This is a genomic window from Rurimicrobium arvi (genome assembly GCF_039540495.1).
GTDB classification, from domain to species: domain Bacteria; phylum Bacteroidota; class Bacteroidia; order Chitinophagales; family Chitinophagaceae; genus Rurimicrobium; species Rurimicrobium arvi.
In genome coordinates, this window is sequence record NZ_BAABEZ010000018.1 from 88,507 (window position 1) to 105,754 (window position 17,248).

The window sequence follows — 17,248 nt, forward strand, 5'->3', positions numbered from 1 at the left end:
GACTTTTCAGCCAAACACACAGCCCGGGCCGCATCTGTAATTCCGGGAGGTGATTTTTTCTTAATGTATGCAACAAGCAATATCTAACCCCAATGTATTGCTTCCTGTAAAGGACTTTAAAAAAATACCGATCAAAGATAATTGATTACAGGCATAAAAAAACTATTCCCAACATTAGTAATAATGCTGGGAATAGTCAGAAAATGCCGATCATTATTTACGCAGACCGAGCTTTTCAATCAGCGCACGGTAACCGGTCAGGTTTGTGCGGCTCAGATATTGCAGCTGACGTTTACGCTGACCTACCATTTTCATCAGACCACGGTTAGAAGAGAAATCCTTCTTGTTACCGCTTTTCAGGTGCTGGGAGATATGGTTGATACGTTGTGTCAGGATTGCGATTTGCGCTTCAATAGAACCAGTGTTAGCTTCGCTTCCACCGAATTCTTTAAAAATGCTTTTCTTTTGTTCTGCAGAAAGATGAGACATGCTTGTGTTATTTTGAATTTGGATTGCAAAGGTACGCCGACTTCCTGTTACAAACAGTTTTTCTACATGTTTTTTGAAAAAATTGTTTATTGAAAATCAATCAGTAAGAAAGAAAGTTCACTTAAAAGATAACACAGCTTGTACTATCTTACTTTAATATCCAATATGATTGTCTCTTGAAAGTGGGCGTTTATTTTCTCGATCAGCTGTTGTTTCCCCAATAACAATTCCTGCCGCAGCGGAGCGACATCCGTACTGAGCGTAAGCACTTTGTCGCGCAACATCATACCGTTTGTATAACGGGCAATGGTCACTCCCGCTATCTGCGCCCATTCTTCCCGCAAACGGTATTCATTGATCCTGTCGCCCCATCCGGACTGACGGATCAGGCGGCGTAATGCATCTCCAACACTATATTCTGCCATAATCGTTTGCTTATTTTCCCTTTACAAAAACGGAGCGCAACTGTTGCCCTTCGCCCGACACGGATATTATATAAGTACCGGGAGACAAAAATACGTCCGAAATTGTTTGCACTCTACTACCAGCTGTAAAACGCTCTTGTTTCCGGAAAACGCAAGTGCCGGTCATGGAGTGAACAGCAATCTCGTATGCTCCTGACGCCGCGGTATTCAGAAACAAACGCATGACGCCATCAGCTGCTACCGGGTTTTCAACCCGTAAACGGTTGCTTTCTGTTTGCGGGTCTGCCGCAAGGCCGGTTGGCTCAGGTACGATATCCAGACTGTCCAGCCAGACCTCCTGTGCTTCGGTGGCGTCAGAAATGTAATGAAAACCGAGATAGCACTTCGATTTTTCATAGCCTGCGGGAATTCTGATCGTTTCGGCAGACCATACTCCCGCGGTAGCGGCAGTACCGATCCAACCTGCAGGTACCCAAAGGGCGGAATCGGGATCGCCGGAACCAACATAGTTCTCGGACAAAAATAGCTGAAGAATATTACCGGGACCAGATTTCCGGTAGCGGACATGGATTTCTGATGCAGTACCCACAACACTGCTGAGATCATAAAGCGGGGAAATCAGCCAGTCGCTGTTGGGCACATTCAGGCTGCCGTCGTATCCATATATATACATGGCCTGGTTTGCCGCGGCAGCTTCATGACAGGACCATACCTGCACTCCCTGTTTGCTGTATTGCTGCCAGCCGGAAGGTTGCAGCGGTTTCAGGCAAACGGTATCAAATAATTCGGGCAACTTACCTGCTGTTGCCGGCACCGTAGAAAAACGCCAGTCGCTTGTATCGCTCAGTGGGATACATGCGAAGCCCGCCGTATCGGCAACGGATGAGTCGAAAGTAACGTGATAATCGGAATAAGGCTGCAGGCGCACGCCGGCTATGGCCATCTCTTTTCCCGTGACTACAACATCAGGAGACCCGATACTGATAGTCTGTATAGTGCCGGATGACTCATTTTTTATATACAGATTGCCCGATGATCCTTTATTGATCCCTTTTGAAAAAGAGATCCGCAGTATCGATCCGGGTTGTACATCTTTTGCATTGGAAGCCGGAACGGTATGTTGTACGTAGGGACGCGCACCTGATATCGCGGTCCCGTTCCAGAGCAACTCCACATCATCCAGGGCCGTGATGGTACGCGAACCGCTGCCTCCGGAGCCGGCCAGGGCAGCAATCCTGATCCAGACAGGCCCCCGGCTGTCGTCCAGCGCCTTACCAAACGAAAAAACATAGCGATCATTGGCATAGCGGCTACCTCCGCTACCCATTATACTTCCGGGTACCGTATAAAAAGTATCCGGACTGTCTCCCCAACCATACTGAAGTACCCAGGGAGTGATTTTACTGCCGTTGGCAGAATCGAGCGACTGAAGCTTAAAGCTGATACGGAAGTCCGTCAATTTGTACGTCTGATCGATCCGGACTGCGAAAGACGCGCCCGGATCCCCGAAAGTGGAAGTCTGCCGCAATCCCAATGCACGATCGGTGGCTGTTAGCTGCAGTGTGGTAGTTGCATCCGCCCAGTAGCGGAAGCTGTTTGCTGAAGCAACATTCTTGAAAGATCCGCCGGTGGAAGACCAACGGGTTGTAGTGCCCGGAACCCAGACACCGGCAGCAGCCCCGCCGCGATAAGCAGTACGTGCATTCGTGTCTGCATACCAACCTTTGGGTAAACCCAATACCAAAGAATCAAAGTTCTGGCGGTAAACACTGCCGCTGAGCGGCAACTGAGCTTCCGAAACGGAATGCAATGCCATTAACATAGCAAAGGAATAAAAATACTTTTTCATAATTGTTCTGTCATTTTAAGTTCGTCTGATATTTACAATAAAATTTATGCGCAAATAAAGCAAATCAATCCATATAATTAAATATATTAATATCAAATTCAGCAAACCTTACATACAACAAAGGGGCCCAAACGCTTGTTTTTGTATGACTTACAAATGAAAACAACGTAAAACAATTAACAACTTTTAACAAGGGTAGTCACGGCAATCAGATAATTTCGCTCAAATTCTCTTTTATGAACAAAAACCTTTTATCCCTCGGAGCATGCATCGCACTGTTGAATGTCACACCTGCGACTGCGAAAATACAAGTGGGTTCCACCACGAAGGCACTTAAACTGCACGCCGGAGCAACTCCGGCCGAAGCACTGAAAATTGCAAAAGCGCACACTGCTTTACTTATTGAAAAACAAAAAGCGGGATCGCTCAAAACCGGCAAAACCACTGCAATGGATAGCCGCGTGATCGCTTACGCTTACCGCGAGTCTGATGGCTCCACGCTGAGCCTCACCGACTCCTCTCACCTGAAGTACAGCTGGGGACGCGGCGGAGACCTCAAAACAACCCTGAAGTACGACACCATGCACAACTACACCAATGGAGGCACTTCTGCACCATTGCAACTGGACAGCCGCGGTTATGCCGCTTATGATGCCAATAACAACCAGACTACTGTAACCAATCAGGTTTATAACTACAGTACATTGGCCTATGAAAACAGTGACCGCACTGTAAATACATTCAACTCCTCAAACCTGATGGTAACAACCGAATCTCAGACCTGGAACGGAACCAGCTGGGATAATGGGGATATGGACAAGTTCACCTACAATTCAGCCGGGAAACAACTTACCGATACTTCTCTGACTTGGAGCGGCTCTGCGTACGACTATAACTCTGTTATCGTTACTTCTTACACTGGTACAGGTAAAGAAAGCAAACTCACGATTTACATCTACGCGGGCGTATGGCTTCCTTATGTATCTCTGGACTACACGTATAATTCGTCAGATGACATCGCCACTATGTTGGTAAAAGTGAACTTCTCAGGAACAGTGCTGGAAGATTACCAACGCGCAACTTACACATACGATGCTTCTAAAAATCCGATCTTCCAGGATTTTGAAGAATTCGACGGAACAACCTGGAGCCCTATCGGCCGTATCGCATCTACTTTTGATGCATCCGCTAATTTGCTGGATGAGTATTCTCTTAACTGGAACAGCTCTACTTCCACTTACGACAGTTCAGCCCTCACACAGTATACATACAACACTTACAACCAGGAAACATCTGAAACCACATACACCAACGACGGTACAGGTGGAGGTTTCTACATGGCGAGCGGAGATTCCCGTACTAACTATTATTACGAAGACTTCTCTCCGACTGCAGTTAAGGAAATCAGCACTATCGCTGCTGACGTAAAACTCTTCCCGATCCCTGCCGGTGACGAACTGTCTCTCCAGATTGCTCAGGCTGAGGCGCAATCCCTGGATATGCAGGTGGTAGACATTCAGGGTCGTTCGGTAGTATCCCGCCACTATGCGGCTGCCAAAACGATCAGCGATAAAATTTCCGTGAGCAACCTGCCTTCCGGAAGCTACTTCGTGAAGCTGAGCAACGGAACCGTTCGCAGCTTTACCGTAGCCCACTAATAAAATCTGACTTTTCAGAAAAAGAGGCTTCCGCAAGAAGCCTCTTTTTTTATTTTAATTTACCAAATACAGAACCTTCAACAGTCCGAAAAAGACTAATTTTACGACCCCAATTTTTTATTAATTATACTTATGAAAGTAGCACTCATAGGCGCCACAGGCCTTGTTGGCAGTACGATGCTTCGTCTGCTGGAAGAAAGAAACTTCCCCGTAACTGAACTTTTACCCGTCGCTTCTGAGCGTTCCCTGGGTAAGCCGGTATCCTTTAAGGGTAAGGAGTTTCCTGTGATGACTGCTGCTGATGCTATTGCCCGGAAACCTGAACTGGCGCTGTTTTCGGCCGGAGGAGGCCCATCCCTGGAGTTAGCACCGCAATTCGCAGCAGCAGGATGCTATGTCGTGGATAATTCTTCGGCATGGCGCATGGACCCATCTAAAAAGCTCATCGTTCCGGAAGTAAACGGGGATGCACTGACGAAAGAAGACCTGATCATTGCCAACCCGAATTGCTCCACCATACAAATGGTAGTGGTATTGAAACCGCTGCACGAACGCTATAAGATCAAACGCGTTGTGGTAAGTACTTATCAGAGCGTTACCGGTACGGGACAGAAAGCTGTGGATGAACTGCTGCAGCAACGTTCGGGCAATACGACGCCTTCTGTCTATCCGCATCCGATTGACCTTAACCTGTTACCGCAGATCGACGTATTCCAGGATAACGGATATACGAAAGAGGAAATGAAAATGGTGAAAGAGACCTGTAAAATCATGCGCGATGACAGTATCCGTGTAACCGCAACCTGTGTGCGTGTTCCGGTAATGGGCGGGCACAGTGAAAGCGTAAACATCGAATTTGAAAAGGATTTTGATCTGAATGAGGTACGTGAACTGCTGGAATCGGCTCCGGGCATTATCGTAACGGATAATCCGTCTGAAAAGCAATACCCGATGCCGTTATACGCGACAAATAAAGACGACGTTTTTGTCGGACGCATCCGCAGGGATGATTCGCAGCCGAATACTTTGAATTGCTGGATTGTTGCGGACAATCTCCGTAAAGGAGCTGCCACCAACGCTATCCAGATCGCAGAATACCTGCTGACCCGCAAATGGATCGGCCAAAACTAACCATATGCCTTTTAAACTCCATAGTGAATATAAACCGTCCGGCGACCAGCCATCCGCAATCAGACAATTGACGGAGGGGATTCAGGCAGGCGAACCTTTTCAGACCCTGCTCGGTGTGACGGGCTCAGGGAAGACGTTCACTATGGCCAACGTGATACAGGAGGTGCAAAAACCTACCCTGATCCTCACACATAATAAAACACTGGTGGCACAGCTCTACGGGGAATTCAGGCAGTTTTTCCCGGAAAACTCCGTAGAGTATTTTGTTTCTTACTACGACTACTATCAGCCGGAGGCGTACATACCCACAAAAAATGTGTACATCGAAAAAGATCTTTCGATCAACGAAGAGCTGGAAAAACTGAGGCTGCGCGCCACTTCAAGTCTGCTCAGCGGCAGGCGCGATATCGTGATCGTAGCTTCCGTATCCTGTATCTACGGTATGGGTAACCCAACGGAATACGAGAACAGCATCACCCGTATTGAGATCGGCGATAATGTGGGCCGGAATAGCTTTCTGCATCGCCTGGTGCACGCGAACTATATGCGGAGCCAGGGAGATTTTACAAGGGGCACATTCCGCGTGAACGGGGATACCGTAGACATTAACCTTCCTTACCTGGATTTTGGTTACCGAATCACCTTCTTCGGTGATGAAATTGAAGAAATCGAAAGCTTTGAGATTGAAAGCGGCAAACGGATACAACGGATGCAGCATGCTGCGATTTTCCCTGCAAACCTGTACATCGCGCCGAAGAACCTGATGGCGGAGATCGTTCATGAGATACAGGATGAACTAAACGAACAAACACAATATTTCCAGAAAATAGGCAAACCGATAGAAGCACAACGCATCAAAGAGCGTGTGAACTACGACCTGGAAATGATGCAGGAGCTTGGCTTCTGTAAAGGCATTGAAAACTATTCCCGCTTCCTCGACCGCCGTCGTCCCGGAGCACGGCCGTTCTGTCTGCTGGATTATTTCCCGAAAGATTTTCTGCTGATGATCGATGAAAGCCACGTAACCATCCCCCAGATCAGTGGCATGTACGGAGGCGACCGTTCGCGTAAGCTCACGCTCGTAGACTTTGGGTTCCGGCTTCCTTCGGCACTGGACAACCGCCCGCTCAATTTCAATGAATTTGAGCAGTTGCTGAACCAAGTGGTTTTTGTAAGTGCCACACCCGGCAATTATGAGCTGCAGAAAACCGGCGGTGTGATTGCAGAGCAGGTGGTTCGTCCTACCGGACTGCTGGATCCTCCGATTGAAATCCGACCAAGTGCGAACCAGATCGATGACCTGCTGGATGAAATCGATAAACGGGTAAAAAAGGGAGAACGGGTGCTGGTGACCACCCTTACAAAACGCATGGCGGAAGAACTGGACAAGTACCTCAGCCGCATACAGATACGCTCCCGCTATATCCACTCGGAAGTAGATACACTGGACCGCGTGGAAATACTCAGAGATCTGCGACTGGGCAACATTGACGTGCTTGTGGGTGTGAACCTGCTGAGAGAGGGACTGGATCTTCCGGAAGTAACACTGATGGCGATCCTCGATGCTGATAAAGAAGGGTTCCTGCGTAACGAGAAATCGCTCACGCAGATGGCGGGTCGTGCCGCACGTAATGCAGACGGCATGGTTATCTTTTATGCGGATACGATGACCGAATCCATGCAACGTACCATTGATGAAACAAACCGTCGAAGGGAGAAGCAAATGCGTTATAATGCCGAGCATGGCATTACTCCCAAAACCGTTATCAAATCCACGGAGCAGATCTTCAAGCAGACTTCCGTACTGGATATTAAAGGTTACGACGACAAGAGCCCTTATGCCGTGGCCGACAACAGTCCGTCCATTGCAGCGGAGGAGCAGACGGAGTATCAGACCGCAGCATCTCTGGATAAGGCGATCAGCAAGGCCCGCAAAACAATGGAGCAGGCAGCGAAAAACCTCGACTTTATGGAAGCCGCAAAATGGCGGGATGAGTTGCTGGCACTGGAAAAGAAAAAGGCTGCAATGAAATAAAGCTTTTCATTCAACCGGAGTTTACTTACAAGACTGACTTACCTTCAGAAAATACCTGTTCAGACTATCCGATTGCTGGTTGAGGTTTGTAAATGGAATTACGCCAATAACACTACCGCGAACGGTAACCACAAATTTTATACCATAATCTAAAAAAGCCAATCGTATAAGCTGATCATTAGTATCACGCAATGTATTGCTAAAACCTATAAATTTTTCCGTATCAATACTGGAAACAATTTGAAAACTGTTTACAAAATATTCAGGCAAATCTTCAGCGCGGAAGCAATAACAGTTTTTACAAACGCACGAAGGAATTAGCAAATAGATATGTCTCTGCTCCGGAATAGCGGTATGAAATGTTTTCAGAACACGATTCATCTCTGCCGTTCTTTCATCTGCGCAACTTGCACTAAAACCGGTAAATATAGCAATGTAGATTATGATACGCATTTCCATTATGTCTTTGTGGATCTACAGGAATAGCCAATCCGTTTTCCATCGGGAACGCAAGTCCTATCCAGGCAGGATGGCTGAATAAATAGCGACCGGAAGTGCGAAAGGAGGTATCAAGTACCAGAGCGCCGGCGACCTTTTCGTCGGCATTAGGCATGACTGACTTAGCCCGTGGAGGTTTATTATATAGCAAAGTATAATGACCTGTATGCGCATTGAAGAATATACCGCAATAGGTGAAGTTTGATGCACAATAGCGAGCTGATTTACCGACATCCGTAAGAATATGCGGATCTGCCTCGGATTGTGGCACAAAATCCGGATTGCATATAGGAACATGTCGCTGCAACCCGGACGAAAGATCAAACAGGTAAAGCGTGTCAATACCAGCATATAACATAACCAGCAGCGAGCCATTGCGGCAATAAGTTTGTTGTACCTGAATCTGCTTTCGTAATACCTCAGGACGCGGGGAAAAAGCCGTGGCTTTTGTTACACCAAAGCGCACCATTGCACAACCAGAGCGAACAGCATTCTCAGGACTTCGGTCGTAATGAATAAAAGGAAGAATTGTATCTCCGTTATAAAACAATACCGGCATTGCAGCAGCAGCACTAACAGCAAACTTATGCGAAGGAGTGTCAAAAATATAGCCGGAAGCTTTCAGCACTGAATCATATCTCCACAACTGACATTGCTCATCAACAAACGTCCATTTCCCGGTTCCGTTTTTCCAGCCGCACATCAGCAATCCGGGAGCATTCACATATTCGCGAATACAACGTACCAGCTTATCATTTTCCCGTCGATAACGTACCAACACCTGATCATTGGCACAAAAGCCTTCTAAGACAGAATCTCCTTCCGCATAAACGTTCCTGAAATCAGCTGGTCGTTCAAGAATATCGACAGTAAATGAATCTACCGGCTGTATAAAGTTTTGTGTAACCGTACCTTTCTGACACGAACCCAACAAAATCCCGACAAGTACTGCAGCATTTTTTGGTCTCATTGTTCTGATTTTTTACCTGATGACGAATCAATTAAACGTGTAAATACATCAGTTATTTTGCCTGCCCAGCTCAATTTCCAGGCTATCCATCGCCTGAACGGAAAAATCCCGGATCTCCCTTACTATGTTCCCCTTCAACCGGATCATCCCCAGGTTATTGATACCGTAGAAATATCTCCCAATCTGATTGAAAGAATCTATCCAATATCTGTCTCGTGGTAACTGTGCTGCAAGATTTCGATCTGAATATGGTGCAATTACAATGACATGCCATGTGGGATGTTGTAATAGCAAATCAACGCACTTGACCTTACATCCGTGACACGCTGCATCATTCCAGAGAACAATGGCACGACTGTTAGTATCCCGAACAGTTAGTGCAGATGTCTTCAAAGCCTTTTCAAAGCGCAGCCATTCAGCCGGTTTCGGATCGTCTTCACAAGAATTCAGCAAGAGAATACAACAAAAAGCAACGGCATGTCTTGTAACCCAATTCATGTTTTATTGTTTGTGTGAAAATGAAATCAGGGAATCCGGAATCGATAATACATAGTCTTCCCGTCAAGCCGTCGCCTATCCTTGTCCTCTGCAATACAGATACCGTCCGGCGTAACAAAAGTCTTAAGCGGGTAAAGCATTTTTTCCGGAATCTGCAACTCCTCCTGGAGTCCCAGATCTGTACTATATACCAGCAGTGAAAATGATGCGTCATAAAATTTTTTACGCTCACCCTCACTTGTGATGTAATCACCGGGATGTTTCAGAAACTGATAGACATGGTGCCGCCAGGGATCATGGTACAAAAAAGTAAACCATGCGTTTGCATTGTGATATCCGGAAAAATATGCGTGATCCGCAGCCTTGCTATAATCAAAAGGCTGCGGGGCCGGGCGTATTGAGGAATGGATCCCAATCTTATGTTCCTGCCTCCGGATGATATCATAGGTATACAGGGTATCCCCAAAAGGCAAATTACACGCTATCATATGACCGTTTAACAGAAGTGCCGGGCGCGACATGTTCGTTCCGAAGTCTTGTCCCACCAAAGCAACCGGATCGGGATTGTATTTTCCCAGATACATTACAGAATCTCCTTTGAGTGCAAACACAACCTCGAAATGTGTCAGGACAGATCTGCGGCTGGGAATAGTATCGTCCTTATCAGAGAACCAGCGAACGGTTATTCTGACGGTATCACCAACGACGGAAAATCCATTACCATCGGATATCCACACATCGGCATCCACATATGTCCGCAGCATTTCCGACAAGTCGTAACGGTGTATTTTCTTCCTGAAGATGGTGATAAGCTCGTGCCGACCGGCAATATAAACTGAATCAAAATTGCGTATTTCCAGCGCCTGTATATCTTCCTCAAAAAGGAAAGAATCAGTGTTCCGGCCCAAATTGATATCATACAACAGGAAAAGATCCCGCTCTTTATCCAGGTAAGTTATACGCCCTGAATCGCTGTACCGGATCTGCGAGCCAAAGGCCGTGGCGCCGATTTCTTCAGGCAAAAGCAGTGAATCTATTAAATAATCAGACAGACGAGCCATTTTCGTATGCGGCGAAATAGAGCAGGCTGTAAAAAGGATGCATAGCGCAATTGCGCTATACATCCGAACGTGCTTCGTAAATAAAAACATTTAGACTACTCCTTGATATAGTTAATAACCATTACCGGGGTGCCTTGCGAATCTTTAGAACTAATCAGGTAAAGTACGTGATCGCCTTTGTCTTTCTTGACGAAAACCGCATTACCCGAAAGTATTATTTGTCGCGCGATTGCAAATTCCGGTGCATTAAATTCAGGAATCAGGGACAATGCAGTAGTTTCATCAGAGAACAGCTGCTGTAAAGTCAGGCCGCCTTCTGCTATAGCATTATCCAGGCAAGTCATTTTTTTAGGCTTTACAACAACAGGGTCCAAGCAAGTTTTGTTAGGACCATCTACACAGTCATCTATTCTGGGGTCAAACGTTATTTTGTCTCCAGTTCTGGACAAGCCATTTTGAACTCCCTTAGCGTCCTTTGCTCCTTCTGTAACTGGACGTTGAATGGAATTTTCTTTTTTTGTACAGGCGCTGAACGAAACCAGGGCTGCAAGCGCGAGTGCCGAAAGGGCAATTGTTTGCTTTTTCATATAAGCTTTTTTTAAAGTGAACAATAGGTTTCACTTACATAACAAACTGCTTACTGGCTTCGCTGCCGTTTACGGCCGGCAGCGTATGGTGACCGGTATTCCGTAAAAACCGGCAATTCAAAGGTGAGATAAATTCACAGGAATTCATATCCGTTTTACTTGCTTTCACCGCAACAAAAACTGCTTTTTTGCTTAAAAACTATATATTTAGCCTGTAAGAAATGAAGGGAATATTAAATTTACTTCCCAATCAAAGTAATTAAAGAAGAATCAGGATATGAAGAACAAACTATGTGATGTGGCGTGGAACCTGCGTAAAGCCCGGGAAGCAAAGAATTTCACGCAGGAATACCTGGCAGTCCAACTGGACATTTCGGCTACGGCTTACCGGAATATAGAAAACAGACACACGCAGGTGTCCGTCAGGCGTCTCTATGAAATAGCGAATGTACTGGACATTTCTGTTGTCGAATTGCTGGAGCTTTCGGATCAGCTGAAGCATTCGGGTCCGGAAGCGGGAACACCCGAGCGGTCTGCAGGTACCGAGCCCTTCCTGCTGACAGAAAAAAAACAGCTGGAAGAACTGACCCGGCAGCTGGCCGACCTGGTGCGGCGATTATCGAAGCAGAAGAGAGGCAAAAAGCGCCAATAATACCTGCTTTGCAAGTGGCATTCTCGGTGTTATCCAGTACCTTTGCGCCATGCAAATTCTTGACGGCCTCGCCGTATCCCAACATATTAAAGAACAGATAAAACTGGAAGTGGCCGCCCTGAAAAATAAAGGCGGGAAAACACCGCATCTGGCTGCCATCCTGGTCGGGAATAACCCCGCATCCGAAGCTTATGTAGGCAACAAAGTGCGCACCTGTGAAGAATTGGGCTTCGGTTCCACCCTGCTGCGCTTCGATTCGGATATCTCGGAATTTGTATTGCTGAACGAGGTTCAAAAACTGAACGACAACCCGGATATAGACGGCATCCTGGTACAATTACCGCTGCCGAAACACATTTCAGAAAACGCAATTATCAATGCGATCCATCCCGGAAAAGATGTGGATGGATTTCATCCTATTTCGCAGGGGAAAATGGTGCTCGGTCAGGACACTTTTCTTCCGGCTACCCCCTACGGCATCATGCTGATGCTTGAATATTACAATCTTGACCTTACCGGAAAGCACTGTGTGGTGATCGGTCGCAGCAATATCGTCGGTACGCCTATGAGCATCCTGCTGAGCCGGAATACGCGTCCCGGTAATGCAACCGTAACGCTTGCACACAGCCGCACCCGTGACCTTAAATCGCTTACCCTGCAGGCCGATGTGATCGTAGCCGCGATCGGCAAACCGGGCTTCCTGACCGGCGACATGGTGAAAGAAGGAGCTATTGTGATCGATGTGGGTATCAACCGCATCGACGATCCGAGCCGCAAAAGCGGATCACGACTCGTAGGAGACGTAGACTTTGATTCAGTGGCACCTAAATGCAGTTATATCACCCCTGTTCCTAAGGGTGTGGGCCCGATGACAATCTGCGGTCTGATGAAAAACACATTGAAATCGGCACAGGCGCGTTAAAATAATGATGCATACAGTTCAGCCCGCCACTTATCCTGTGATGGAACACTTTTACACCCTGCAGGGTGAAGGTGCCTATGCGGGTCAGTCGGCATATTTCATCCGCCTCGGCGGCTGCGATGTCGGCTGTGTGTGGTGCGATGTTAAGGAAAGCTGGGATGCTTCCGCGCATCCGCATATGAGTGTTACGGATATTGTAGCTGCGGCGCTTGCTCATCCCGGCCGTATTGCCGTGGTGACCGGAGGAGAGCCTTCCATGTATGAGCTTACTCCGCTTACGGATGCACTGCATGCTGCCGGATTCCGCACCCATATAGAAACTTCCGCTTCCAGTCCGCTCACCGGCGACTGGGACTGGGTGACGCTCTCGCCTAAAAAATTCAAGGCTCCCCTACAGGAAAACCTGCACCTGGCCAATGAGCTGAAGATCATCATTTTCAACAAATCCGATTTTCAGTGGGCCGAAAGCTACGCAGCGCAAATGCCCCAACAATGTAAGCTGTACCTGCAAACCGAATGGGACAAACGGGACCAGATGACTCCTGCTATTATAGCTTATATACAGGAGCACCCGGGCTGGCAATTATCGTTGCAAACACACAAGTATCTCAACATTCCATAGCTTTACGCACATGACTACGCTCCAGGCCATTATCCTCGGTATTATCGAAGGACTGACGGAATTTTTACCGGTATCTTCCACCGGCCATATGATCATCGGCAGTTCACTGATGGGCATACAGAAAGATGAATTCGTAAAGTTGTTTACAGTGGCGATCCAGCTGGGAACGATCCTGTCTGTGGTAGTGCTGTATACGAAACGCTTTTTCCGGAGCATTCAGTTCTATTTCAAGCTCATAGCCGCGTTTATTCCCGCAGCGATATTCGGGGTACTGTTTTCCGATAAGATCGACGCGTTGCTCGAAAGCCCGCAAACCGTGGCAATAGCATTGGTACTCGGTGGTATCGTGTTATTGTTTGTGGATCGTATCTGGCGCAATAACACGCAGGACGATTCTGATAAGATCTCGTATCCTTCAGCTTTCGTAGTCGGACTCTTCCAGTGCCTTGCGATGATTCCCGGTGTATCGCGGTCTGCAGCTACAATAATCGGCGGAATGCAGCAGAAGCTCACGCGCAAAGCGGCAGCCGAATTCTCCTTTTTCCTTGCTGTACCCACGATGTTTGCGGCAACTGCTAAAAAACTGCTGGATTTTTATAAAGACGGGCACCATGTTTCTTCAGAAGAATGGACATTGCTCGGTATCGGCAATATCGTCGGCTTTGTAGTCGCCATCATTGCGATCAAATCGTTCATCAGCTTCGTAACACGCTATGGATTCCGGGCATTCGGCATCTACCGTATTGTGGTGGGGCTCGTGATACTGGGTCTGCTGTGGAGCGGACACAGCCTGGAGATCATTTAATCATCGGGAACGATCCCGGTTTGTAAGATTTTCCGCATTTTTGCCGAAACTAAAGACAAATGACTTTACGGAAAATCGACATCCACACCCATATCATGCCTGAGCATATCCCGAACTATTTTGAAAAGTTCGGATATGGAGAGTTTATACACCTCGAGCATCATTGCCCGGGCTGTGCCAGAATGATCAAAGGGGACAAGGTATTCCGTGAAGTAGAGCAGAATTGCTGGGATCCGGCGGTACGTACCCGCGAAATGGACCTGACAGAGGTAGGCGTACAGGTATTGTCCACGATTCCGGTATTGTTCAATTACTGGGCCAAGCCGGAGCACGGACTCGAAACATCCCGCTTTTTCAACGATCATATTGCTCAATGCTGCGAACTGCATCCGGAACGTTTTATCGGTATCGGTACTGTTCCATTGCAGGACATAGACCTTTCCATCCGCGAAATGGAACGCTGCGTGAAGGAACTGAACATGCCCGGGCTGGAGATCGGCTCCAATATCAATGGCCGCAACCTGAGCGACCCTTATTTCGATCCGTTCTGGAAAGCTGCGGAAGAATCAGGCTGCAGCCTGTTTGTGCACCCCTGGGAAATGATGGGAGAAAAAGACATGACAAAATACTGGCTGCCCTGGCTGGTCGGCATGCCGGCGGAAACAGCGCGGGCGATTGCTTCGATGATCTTCGGCGGCGTGTTTGAACGTTTTCCGAAACTGCGCGTGGCTTTCGCACATGGCGGCGGCAGCTTCCCGTTCACGATCGGCCGTATAGAACACGGCTTTAATGTTCGTCCCGATCTGTGCGCGATCGACAATAACCACAATCCCCGCGAATACCTCGGCCGCTTCTGGATAGATGCCCTTGTACACGATCCGAAAGCGCTCGACTATGTGATTGACGTGATCGGTGCCGATAAGATCTGTATGGGCAGCGACTACCCTTTCCCGCTCGGCGAACATCATCCCGGCAAACTCATCGAACAAATGCCTTATGCACAGGAGCTGAAGGACCAACTGCTGTTTGAGAACGCCCGGAACTGGCTTTACGGCAAATAAGCAATTTCATATTCAACAGGCCTGACCTATATTTACCAAAAGAATCCACGATGAATACATTCTCCACTGCTTCCGCATCGGATAAGCTCTGGCAAAAGATCTTTTTTGCACTTACGGCACTCAGCCTGATTGCGATGCCTCTGCTCAGCATTCCGCACGGAATGTCCGGCGACGAATGGTCACTGATCATTTACGGGCATGATATCTACGACTATTTCTTCAAAGGAAGCAAAGTAGCCCTGGACTACGATGTTCAGAACTGGGCCCAGGTTGCGGGGCTGCACTATTACGGGGGTTTGTACGACTTTGTAGTCACGTTCCTGCACAAAAATTTATTCTCGTCGATGGACGAGCTCACCTTCCGCCACATCGTCAACTCACTGCTCGGAGCAGGATTGTTTATCTACACCGGGCTGACTGCAAAACAGATCGGCGGATGGCGCACCGGTGTGCTTGCTTTTATATTTATCGCGTTAAGCCCGCGCCTGCTCGGAGAATCCATGAACAATCCCAAGGATATTCCGTTTGCGTTTGCGAGCATCATGTTCCTTTATTACCTGCTGCGTTTTATAGACACCTTCGGACAAAAGAAAGCACAATGGAAATATACGTTCCTGATGGGGCTGGGTTTCGGACTGGCCATGGGATTCCGGATCGGAGGAATTCTGATGATCCCGTATTCGGTTCTGTTTATCGGTGCCTTTTATCTCTGGAACGAGCCGTTCCGCAATAAAATAAAGACGGCCTTCGGCGCGGGTGTGAAAGCCATTGCGATACACCTGCTCGTAATGACGGTAGTCGGCTATATCGTTGGCATTATGTTCTGGCCCTGGGCGCTGCAGGACCCTCTTTCCCGTCCGCTGGAAGCACTCGAAGCAATGACAATGCGCGAGGTTCCGTTCCGTATGTTGTTCGACGGCGCATACATTATGAATACCGAGGTGCCGAATACATACACCACACAGTGGATCTTTATTTCGACACCAATCCTTATTCTGATCACCTTTATCGGCAGCCTCATTTTCATTCCGAAGATGAGCACGCGCTATGGCAGGCCTGCTGTGCTGATCGGGTACTTCATCCTGATCTTCCCTATTGCTTATGCCGTATACAAGCACTCTACGCTGCATGATACCTGGCGCCACTTTTTCTTCACTTACCCCGGCATGGTGCTGATCTCTGCCATGTTGTGCAATTATCTGCTCGAGACATACAGCGGCAAAAAGTCAATGCAGTATGGTATCGGTGCCGTTATTGCGCTGGGTATGCTGTTACCGCTCGCATGGATCGTACGCAGCTACCCCAATGAGTATGTGTACTTCAACGAGTTTGAGGGAGGGGTCAAAAATGCTGTTGGCCGCTACGATCTGGATTATTACCAGAACAGCGGAAAGCAGGCGACCGAGTGGATCAAGGCTAACGCAAAGCCATCCAAAGGAAGGATCATCGTGGCGTCCAACATGTCTCAGATAGAGCGCTATTTCGCACATGACACGGATAAATTCCTGGGTGTATATGTACGTCTGAACGACCGCGACACGAAAGACTGGGACTATTACATCACCTACTCGCGCTATATTTCCCTGGAACAACTGAATGCAGGCACATGGCCGCCGGCAAATGCGGTTCATAAAATAGAAGTGGATGGCGCAATACTGAGCGCCGTACTCGAACGTAAAACCAAACTGGATATGCTGGGCAACCAACTGATGGAAAGCCAGCAACTGGACAGCGCTTTTAAAGTGTATGAACAGGCAGTAAAAATTGATCCGAGCAATGACGCGGTTCTCATCCGCTTTGCAACATTATATGCACAACGCGGCAACATTCCCATGGCGCTCAGCACACTCGACGAGGCGGCTAAAATTGATGCCGGCAATCCGGCTGTCTACAACCTTCAGATGCAGATATACAGGGCGATAGGTGATAACGCCAAAGCAATGGCTGCAGAAAACAGATTGCGTGCACTCATGCAATAAGCAACT

16 protein-coding genes are annotated in these 17,248 nt (G+C 47.8%); 9 read left to right on the plus strand and 7 right to left on the minus strand.

All coding sequences use genetic code 11. The features are described 5' to 3' along the window. Window positions 1-213 precede the first annotated feature (213 nt). From rpsO to ABD846_RS06520, 3 genes are all read right to left on the minus strand, one after another. On the minus strand, window positions 214-489 hold the full coding sequence (gene rpsO / locus ABD846_RS06510; protein ID WP_344824139.1) for a 30S ribosomal protein S15: 276 nt from the start codon (window positions 487-489) through the stop codon (window positions 214-216). Between the two features lie 143 nt (window positions 490-632). Further along, window positions 633-914, minus strand: a complete 282-nt coding sequence (locus tag ABD846_RS06515) for a DciA family protein (RefSeq protein ID WP_344824142.1) — start codon at window positions 912-914, stop codon at window positions 633-635. 10 nt (window positions 915-924) lie between these two features. Beyond that, entirely contained in the window at window positions 925-2,763 is a 1,839-nt protein-coding gene (locus ABD846_RS06520; RefSeq protein ID WP_344824145.1) for an Ig-like domain-containing protein, read from the minus strand. Window positions 2,764-2,999: 236 nt separating this feature from the next. Between ABD846_RS06520 and ABD846_RS06525 the strand changes: the two genes are divergently transcribed. From ABD846_RS06525 to uvrB, 3 genes are all read left to right on the plus strand, one after another. Beyond that, the gene (locus ABD846_RS06525) at window positions 3,000-4,421 is read left to right on the plus strand and encodes a T9SS type A sorting domain-containing protein (protein ID WP_344824148.1); all 1,422 of its coding nucleotides are present in this window, start codon (window positions 3,000-3,002) and stop codon (window positions 4,419-4,421) included. A gap of 132 nt (window positions 4,422-4,553) precedes the next feature. Continuing rightward, window positions 4,554-5,552, plus strand: a complete 999-nt coding sequence (locus ABD846_RS06530; RefSeq protein ID WP_344824151.1) for an aspartate-semialdehyde dehydrogenase — start codon at window positions 4,554-4,556, stop codon at window positions 5,550-5,552. A 4-nt stretch (window positions 5,553-5,556) separates the two neighbouring features. Then, window positions 5,557-7,587 carry an excinuclease ABC subunit UvrB gene (gene uvrB / locus ABD846_RS06535; protein ID WP_344824154.1) on the plus strand — a complete coding sequence of 677 codons (2,031 nt, stop codon included), beginning with the start codon at window positions 5,557-5,559 and terminating at the stop codon, window positions 7,585-7,587. Between the two features lie 412 nt (window positions 7,588-7,999). Here the strand turns inward: uvrB and ABD846_RS06540 are convergent, their stop codons facing one another. The 4 genes from ABD846_RS06540 to ABD846_RS06555 all read right to left on the minus strand — a co-directional run bounded on the left by ABD846_RS06540 (window position 8,000) and on the right by ABD846_RS06555 (window position 11,201). Next, window positions 8,000-9,055: a hypothetical protein gene (locus tag ABD846_RS06540; RefSeq protein ID WP_344824155.1), complete on the minus strand. Its 1,056-nt coding sequence runs from the start codon at window positions 9,053-9,055 to the stop codon at window positions 8,000-8,002. A 48-nt stretch (window positions 9,056-9,103) separates the two neighbouring features. Then, window positions 9,104-9,553: a hypothetical protein gene (locus tag ABD846_RS06545; protein ID WP_344824156.1), complete on the minus strand. Its 450-nt coding sequence runs from the start codon at window positions 9,551-9,553 to the stop codon at window positions 9,104-9,106. A gap of 26 nt (window positions 9,554-9,579) precedes the next feature. Next, window positions 9,580-10,614 carry a hypothetical protein gene (locus tag ABD846_RS06550; protein WP_344824157.1) on the minus strand — a complete coding sequence of 345 codons (1,035 nt, stop codon included), beginning with the start codon at window positions 10,612-10,614 and terminating at the stop codon, window positions 9,580-9,582. Between the two features lie 95 nt (window positions 10,615-10,709). Then, a complete protein-coding gene (locus tag ABD846_RS06555) occupies window positions 10,710-11,201 on the minus strand; it encodes a hypothetical protein (protein WP_344824159.1) in 492 nt (163 codons plus the stop codon). A 277-nt stretch (window positions 11,202-11,478) separates the two neighbouring features. Between ABD846_RS06555 and ABD846_RS06560 the strand changes: the two genes are divergently transcribed. Genes ABD846_RS06560 through ABD846_RS06585 form a run of 6 tightly spaced genes read left to right on the plus strand, consistent with a single transcriptional unit; the run spans window position 11,479 to window position 17,242 of the window. Continuing rightward, a complete protein-coding gene (locus tag ABD846_RS06560; RefSeq protein ID WP_344824161.1) occupies window positions 11,479-11,853 on the plus strand; it encodes a helix-turn-helix domain-containing protein in 375 nt (124 codons plus the stop codon). 49 nt (window positions 11,854-11,902) lie between these two features. Beyond that, on the plus strand, window positions 11,903-12,775 hold the full coding sequence (locus tag ABD846_RS06565) for a bifunctional 5,10-methylenetetrahydrofolate dehydrogenase/5,10-methenyltetrahydrofolate cyclohydrolase (RefSeq protein ID WP_344824163.1): 873 nt from the start codon (window positions 11,903-11,905) through the stop codon (window positions 12,773-12,775). Window positions 12,776-12,779: 4 nt separating this feature from the next. Then, window positions 12,780-13,397: a 7-carboxy-7-deazaguanine synthase QueE gene (locus ABD846_RS06570; RefSeq protein ID WP_344824165.1), complete on the plus strand. Its 618-nt coding sequence runs from the start codon at window positions 12,780-12,782 to the stop codon at window positions 13,395-13,397. Window positions 13,398-13,407: 10 nt separating this feature from the next. Continuing rightward, window positions 13,408-14,202: an undecaprenyl-diphosphate phosphatase gene (locus tag ABD846_RS06575; RefSeq protein ID WP_344824168.1), complete on the plus strand. Its 795-nt coding sequence runs from the start codon at window positions 13,408-13,410 to the stop codon at window positions 14,200-14,202. A gap of 59 nt (window positions 14,203-14,261) precedes the next feature. After that, window positions 14,262-15,263 carry an amidohydrolase family protein gene (locus tag ABD846_RS06580; protein ID WP_344824170.1) on the plus strand — a complete coding sequence of 334 codons (1,002 nt, stop codon included), beginning with the start codon at window positions 14,262-14,264 and terminating at the stop codon, window positions 15,261-15,263. Between the two features lie 50 nt (window positions 15,264-15,313). Beyond that, window positions 15,314-17,242 (plus strand): tetratricopeptide repeat protein, encoded by a 1,929-nt coding sequence (locus tag ABD846_RS06585; RefSeq protein ID WP_344824173.1) that lies wholly within the window; start codon window positions 15,314-15,316, stop codon window positions 17,240-17,242. Window positions 17,243-17,248: the final 6 nt, after the last annotated feature.

What these genes read in the sequence shown, in the direction of transcription:
- ABD846_RS06575 (WP_344824168.1), top strand. Translation starts at nt 13,408, where the DNA reads ATGACTACGCTCCAGGCCATTATCCTCGGTATTATCGAAGGACTGACG.
- ABD846_RS06580 (WP_344824170.1), top strand. Translation starts at nt 14,262, where the DNA reads ATGACTTTACGGAAAATCGACATCCACACCCATATCATGCCTGAGCAT.
- ABD846_RS06585 (WP_344824173.1), top strand. Translation starts at nt 15,314, where the DNA reads ATGAATACATTCTCCACTGCTTCCGCATCGGATAAGCTCTGGCAAAAG.
- ABD846_RS06565 (WP_344824163.1), top strand. Translation starts at nt 11,903, where the DNA reads ATGCAAATTCTTGACGGCCTCGCCGTATCCCAACATATTAAAGAACAG.
- ABD846_RS06540 (WP_344824155.1), bottom strand. Translation starts at nt 9,055, where the DNA reads ATGAGACCAAAAAATGCTGCAGTACTTGTCGGGATTTTGTTGGGTTCG.
- ABD846_RS06515 (WP_344824142.1), bottom strand. Translation starts at nt 914, where the DNA reads ATGGCAGAATATAGTGTTGGAGATGCATTACGCCGCCTGATCCGTCAG.
- ABD846_RS06560 (WP_344824161.1), top strand. Translation starts at nt 11,479, where the DNA reads ATGAAGAACAAACTATGTGATGTGGCGTGGAACCTGCGTAAAGCCCGG.
- rpsO (WP_344824139.1), bottom strand. Translation starts at nt 489, where the DNA reads ATGTCTCATCTTTCTGCAGAACAAAAGAAAAGCATTTTTAAAGAATTC.
- ABD846_RS06570 (WP_344824165.1), top strand. Translation starts at nt 12,780, where the DNA reads ATGATGCATACAGTTCAGCCCGCCACTTATCCTGTGATGGAACACTTT.
- ABD846_RS06525 (WP_344824148.1), top strand. Translation starts at nt 3,000, where the DNA reads ATGAACAAAAACCTTTTATCCCTCGGAGCATGCATCGCACTGTTGAAT.
- ABD846_RS06555 (WP_344824159.1), bottom strand. Translation starts at nt 11,201, where the DNA reads ATGAAAAAGCAAACAATTGCCCTTTCGGCACTCGCGCTTGCAGCCCTG.
- ABD846_RS06545 (WP_344824156.1), bottom strand. Translation starts at nt 9,553, where the DNA reads ATGAATTGGGTTACAAGACATGCCGTTGCTTTTTGTTGTATTCTCTTG.
- uvrB (WP_344824154.1), top strand. Translation starts at nt 5,557, where the DNA reads ATGCCTTTTAAACTCCATAGTGAATATAAACCGTCCGGCGACCAGCCA.
- ABD846_RS06520 (WP_344824145.1), bottom strand. Translation starts at nt 2,763, where the DNA reads ATGAAAAAGTATTTTTATTCCTTTGCTATGTTAATGGCATTGCATTCC.
- ABD846_RS06550 (WP_344824157.1), bottom strand. Translation starts at nt 10,614, where the DNA reads ATGGCTCGTCTGTCTGATTATTTAATAGATTCACTGCTTTTGCCTGAA.
- ABD846_RS06530 (WP_344824151.1), top strand. Translation starts at nt 4,554, where the DNA reads ATGAAAGTAGCACTCATAGGCGCCACAGGCCTTGTTGGCAGTACGATG.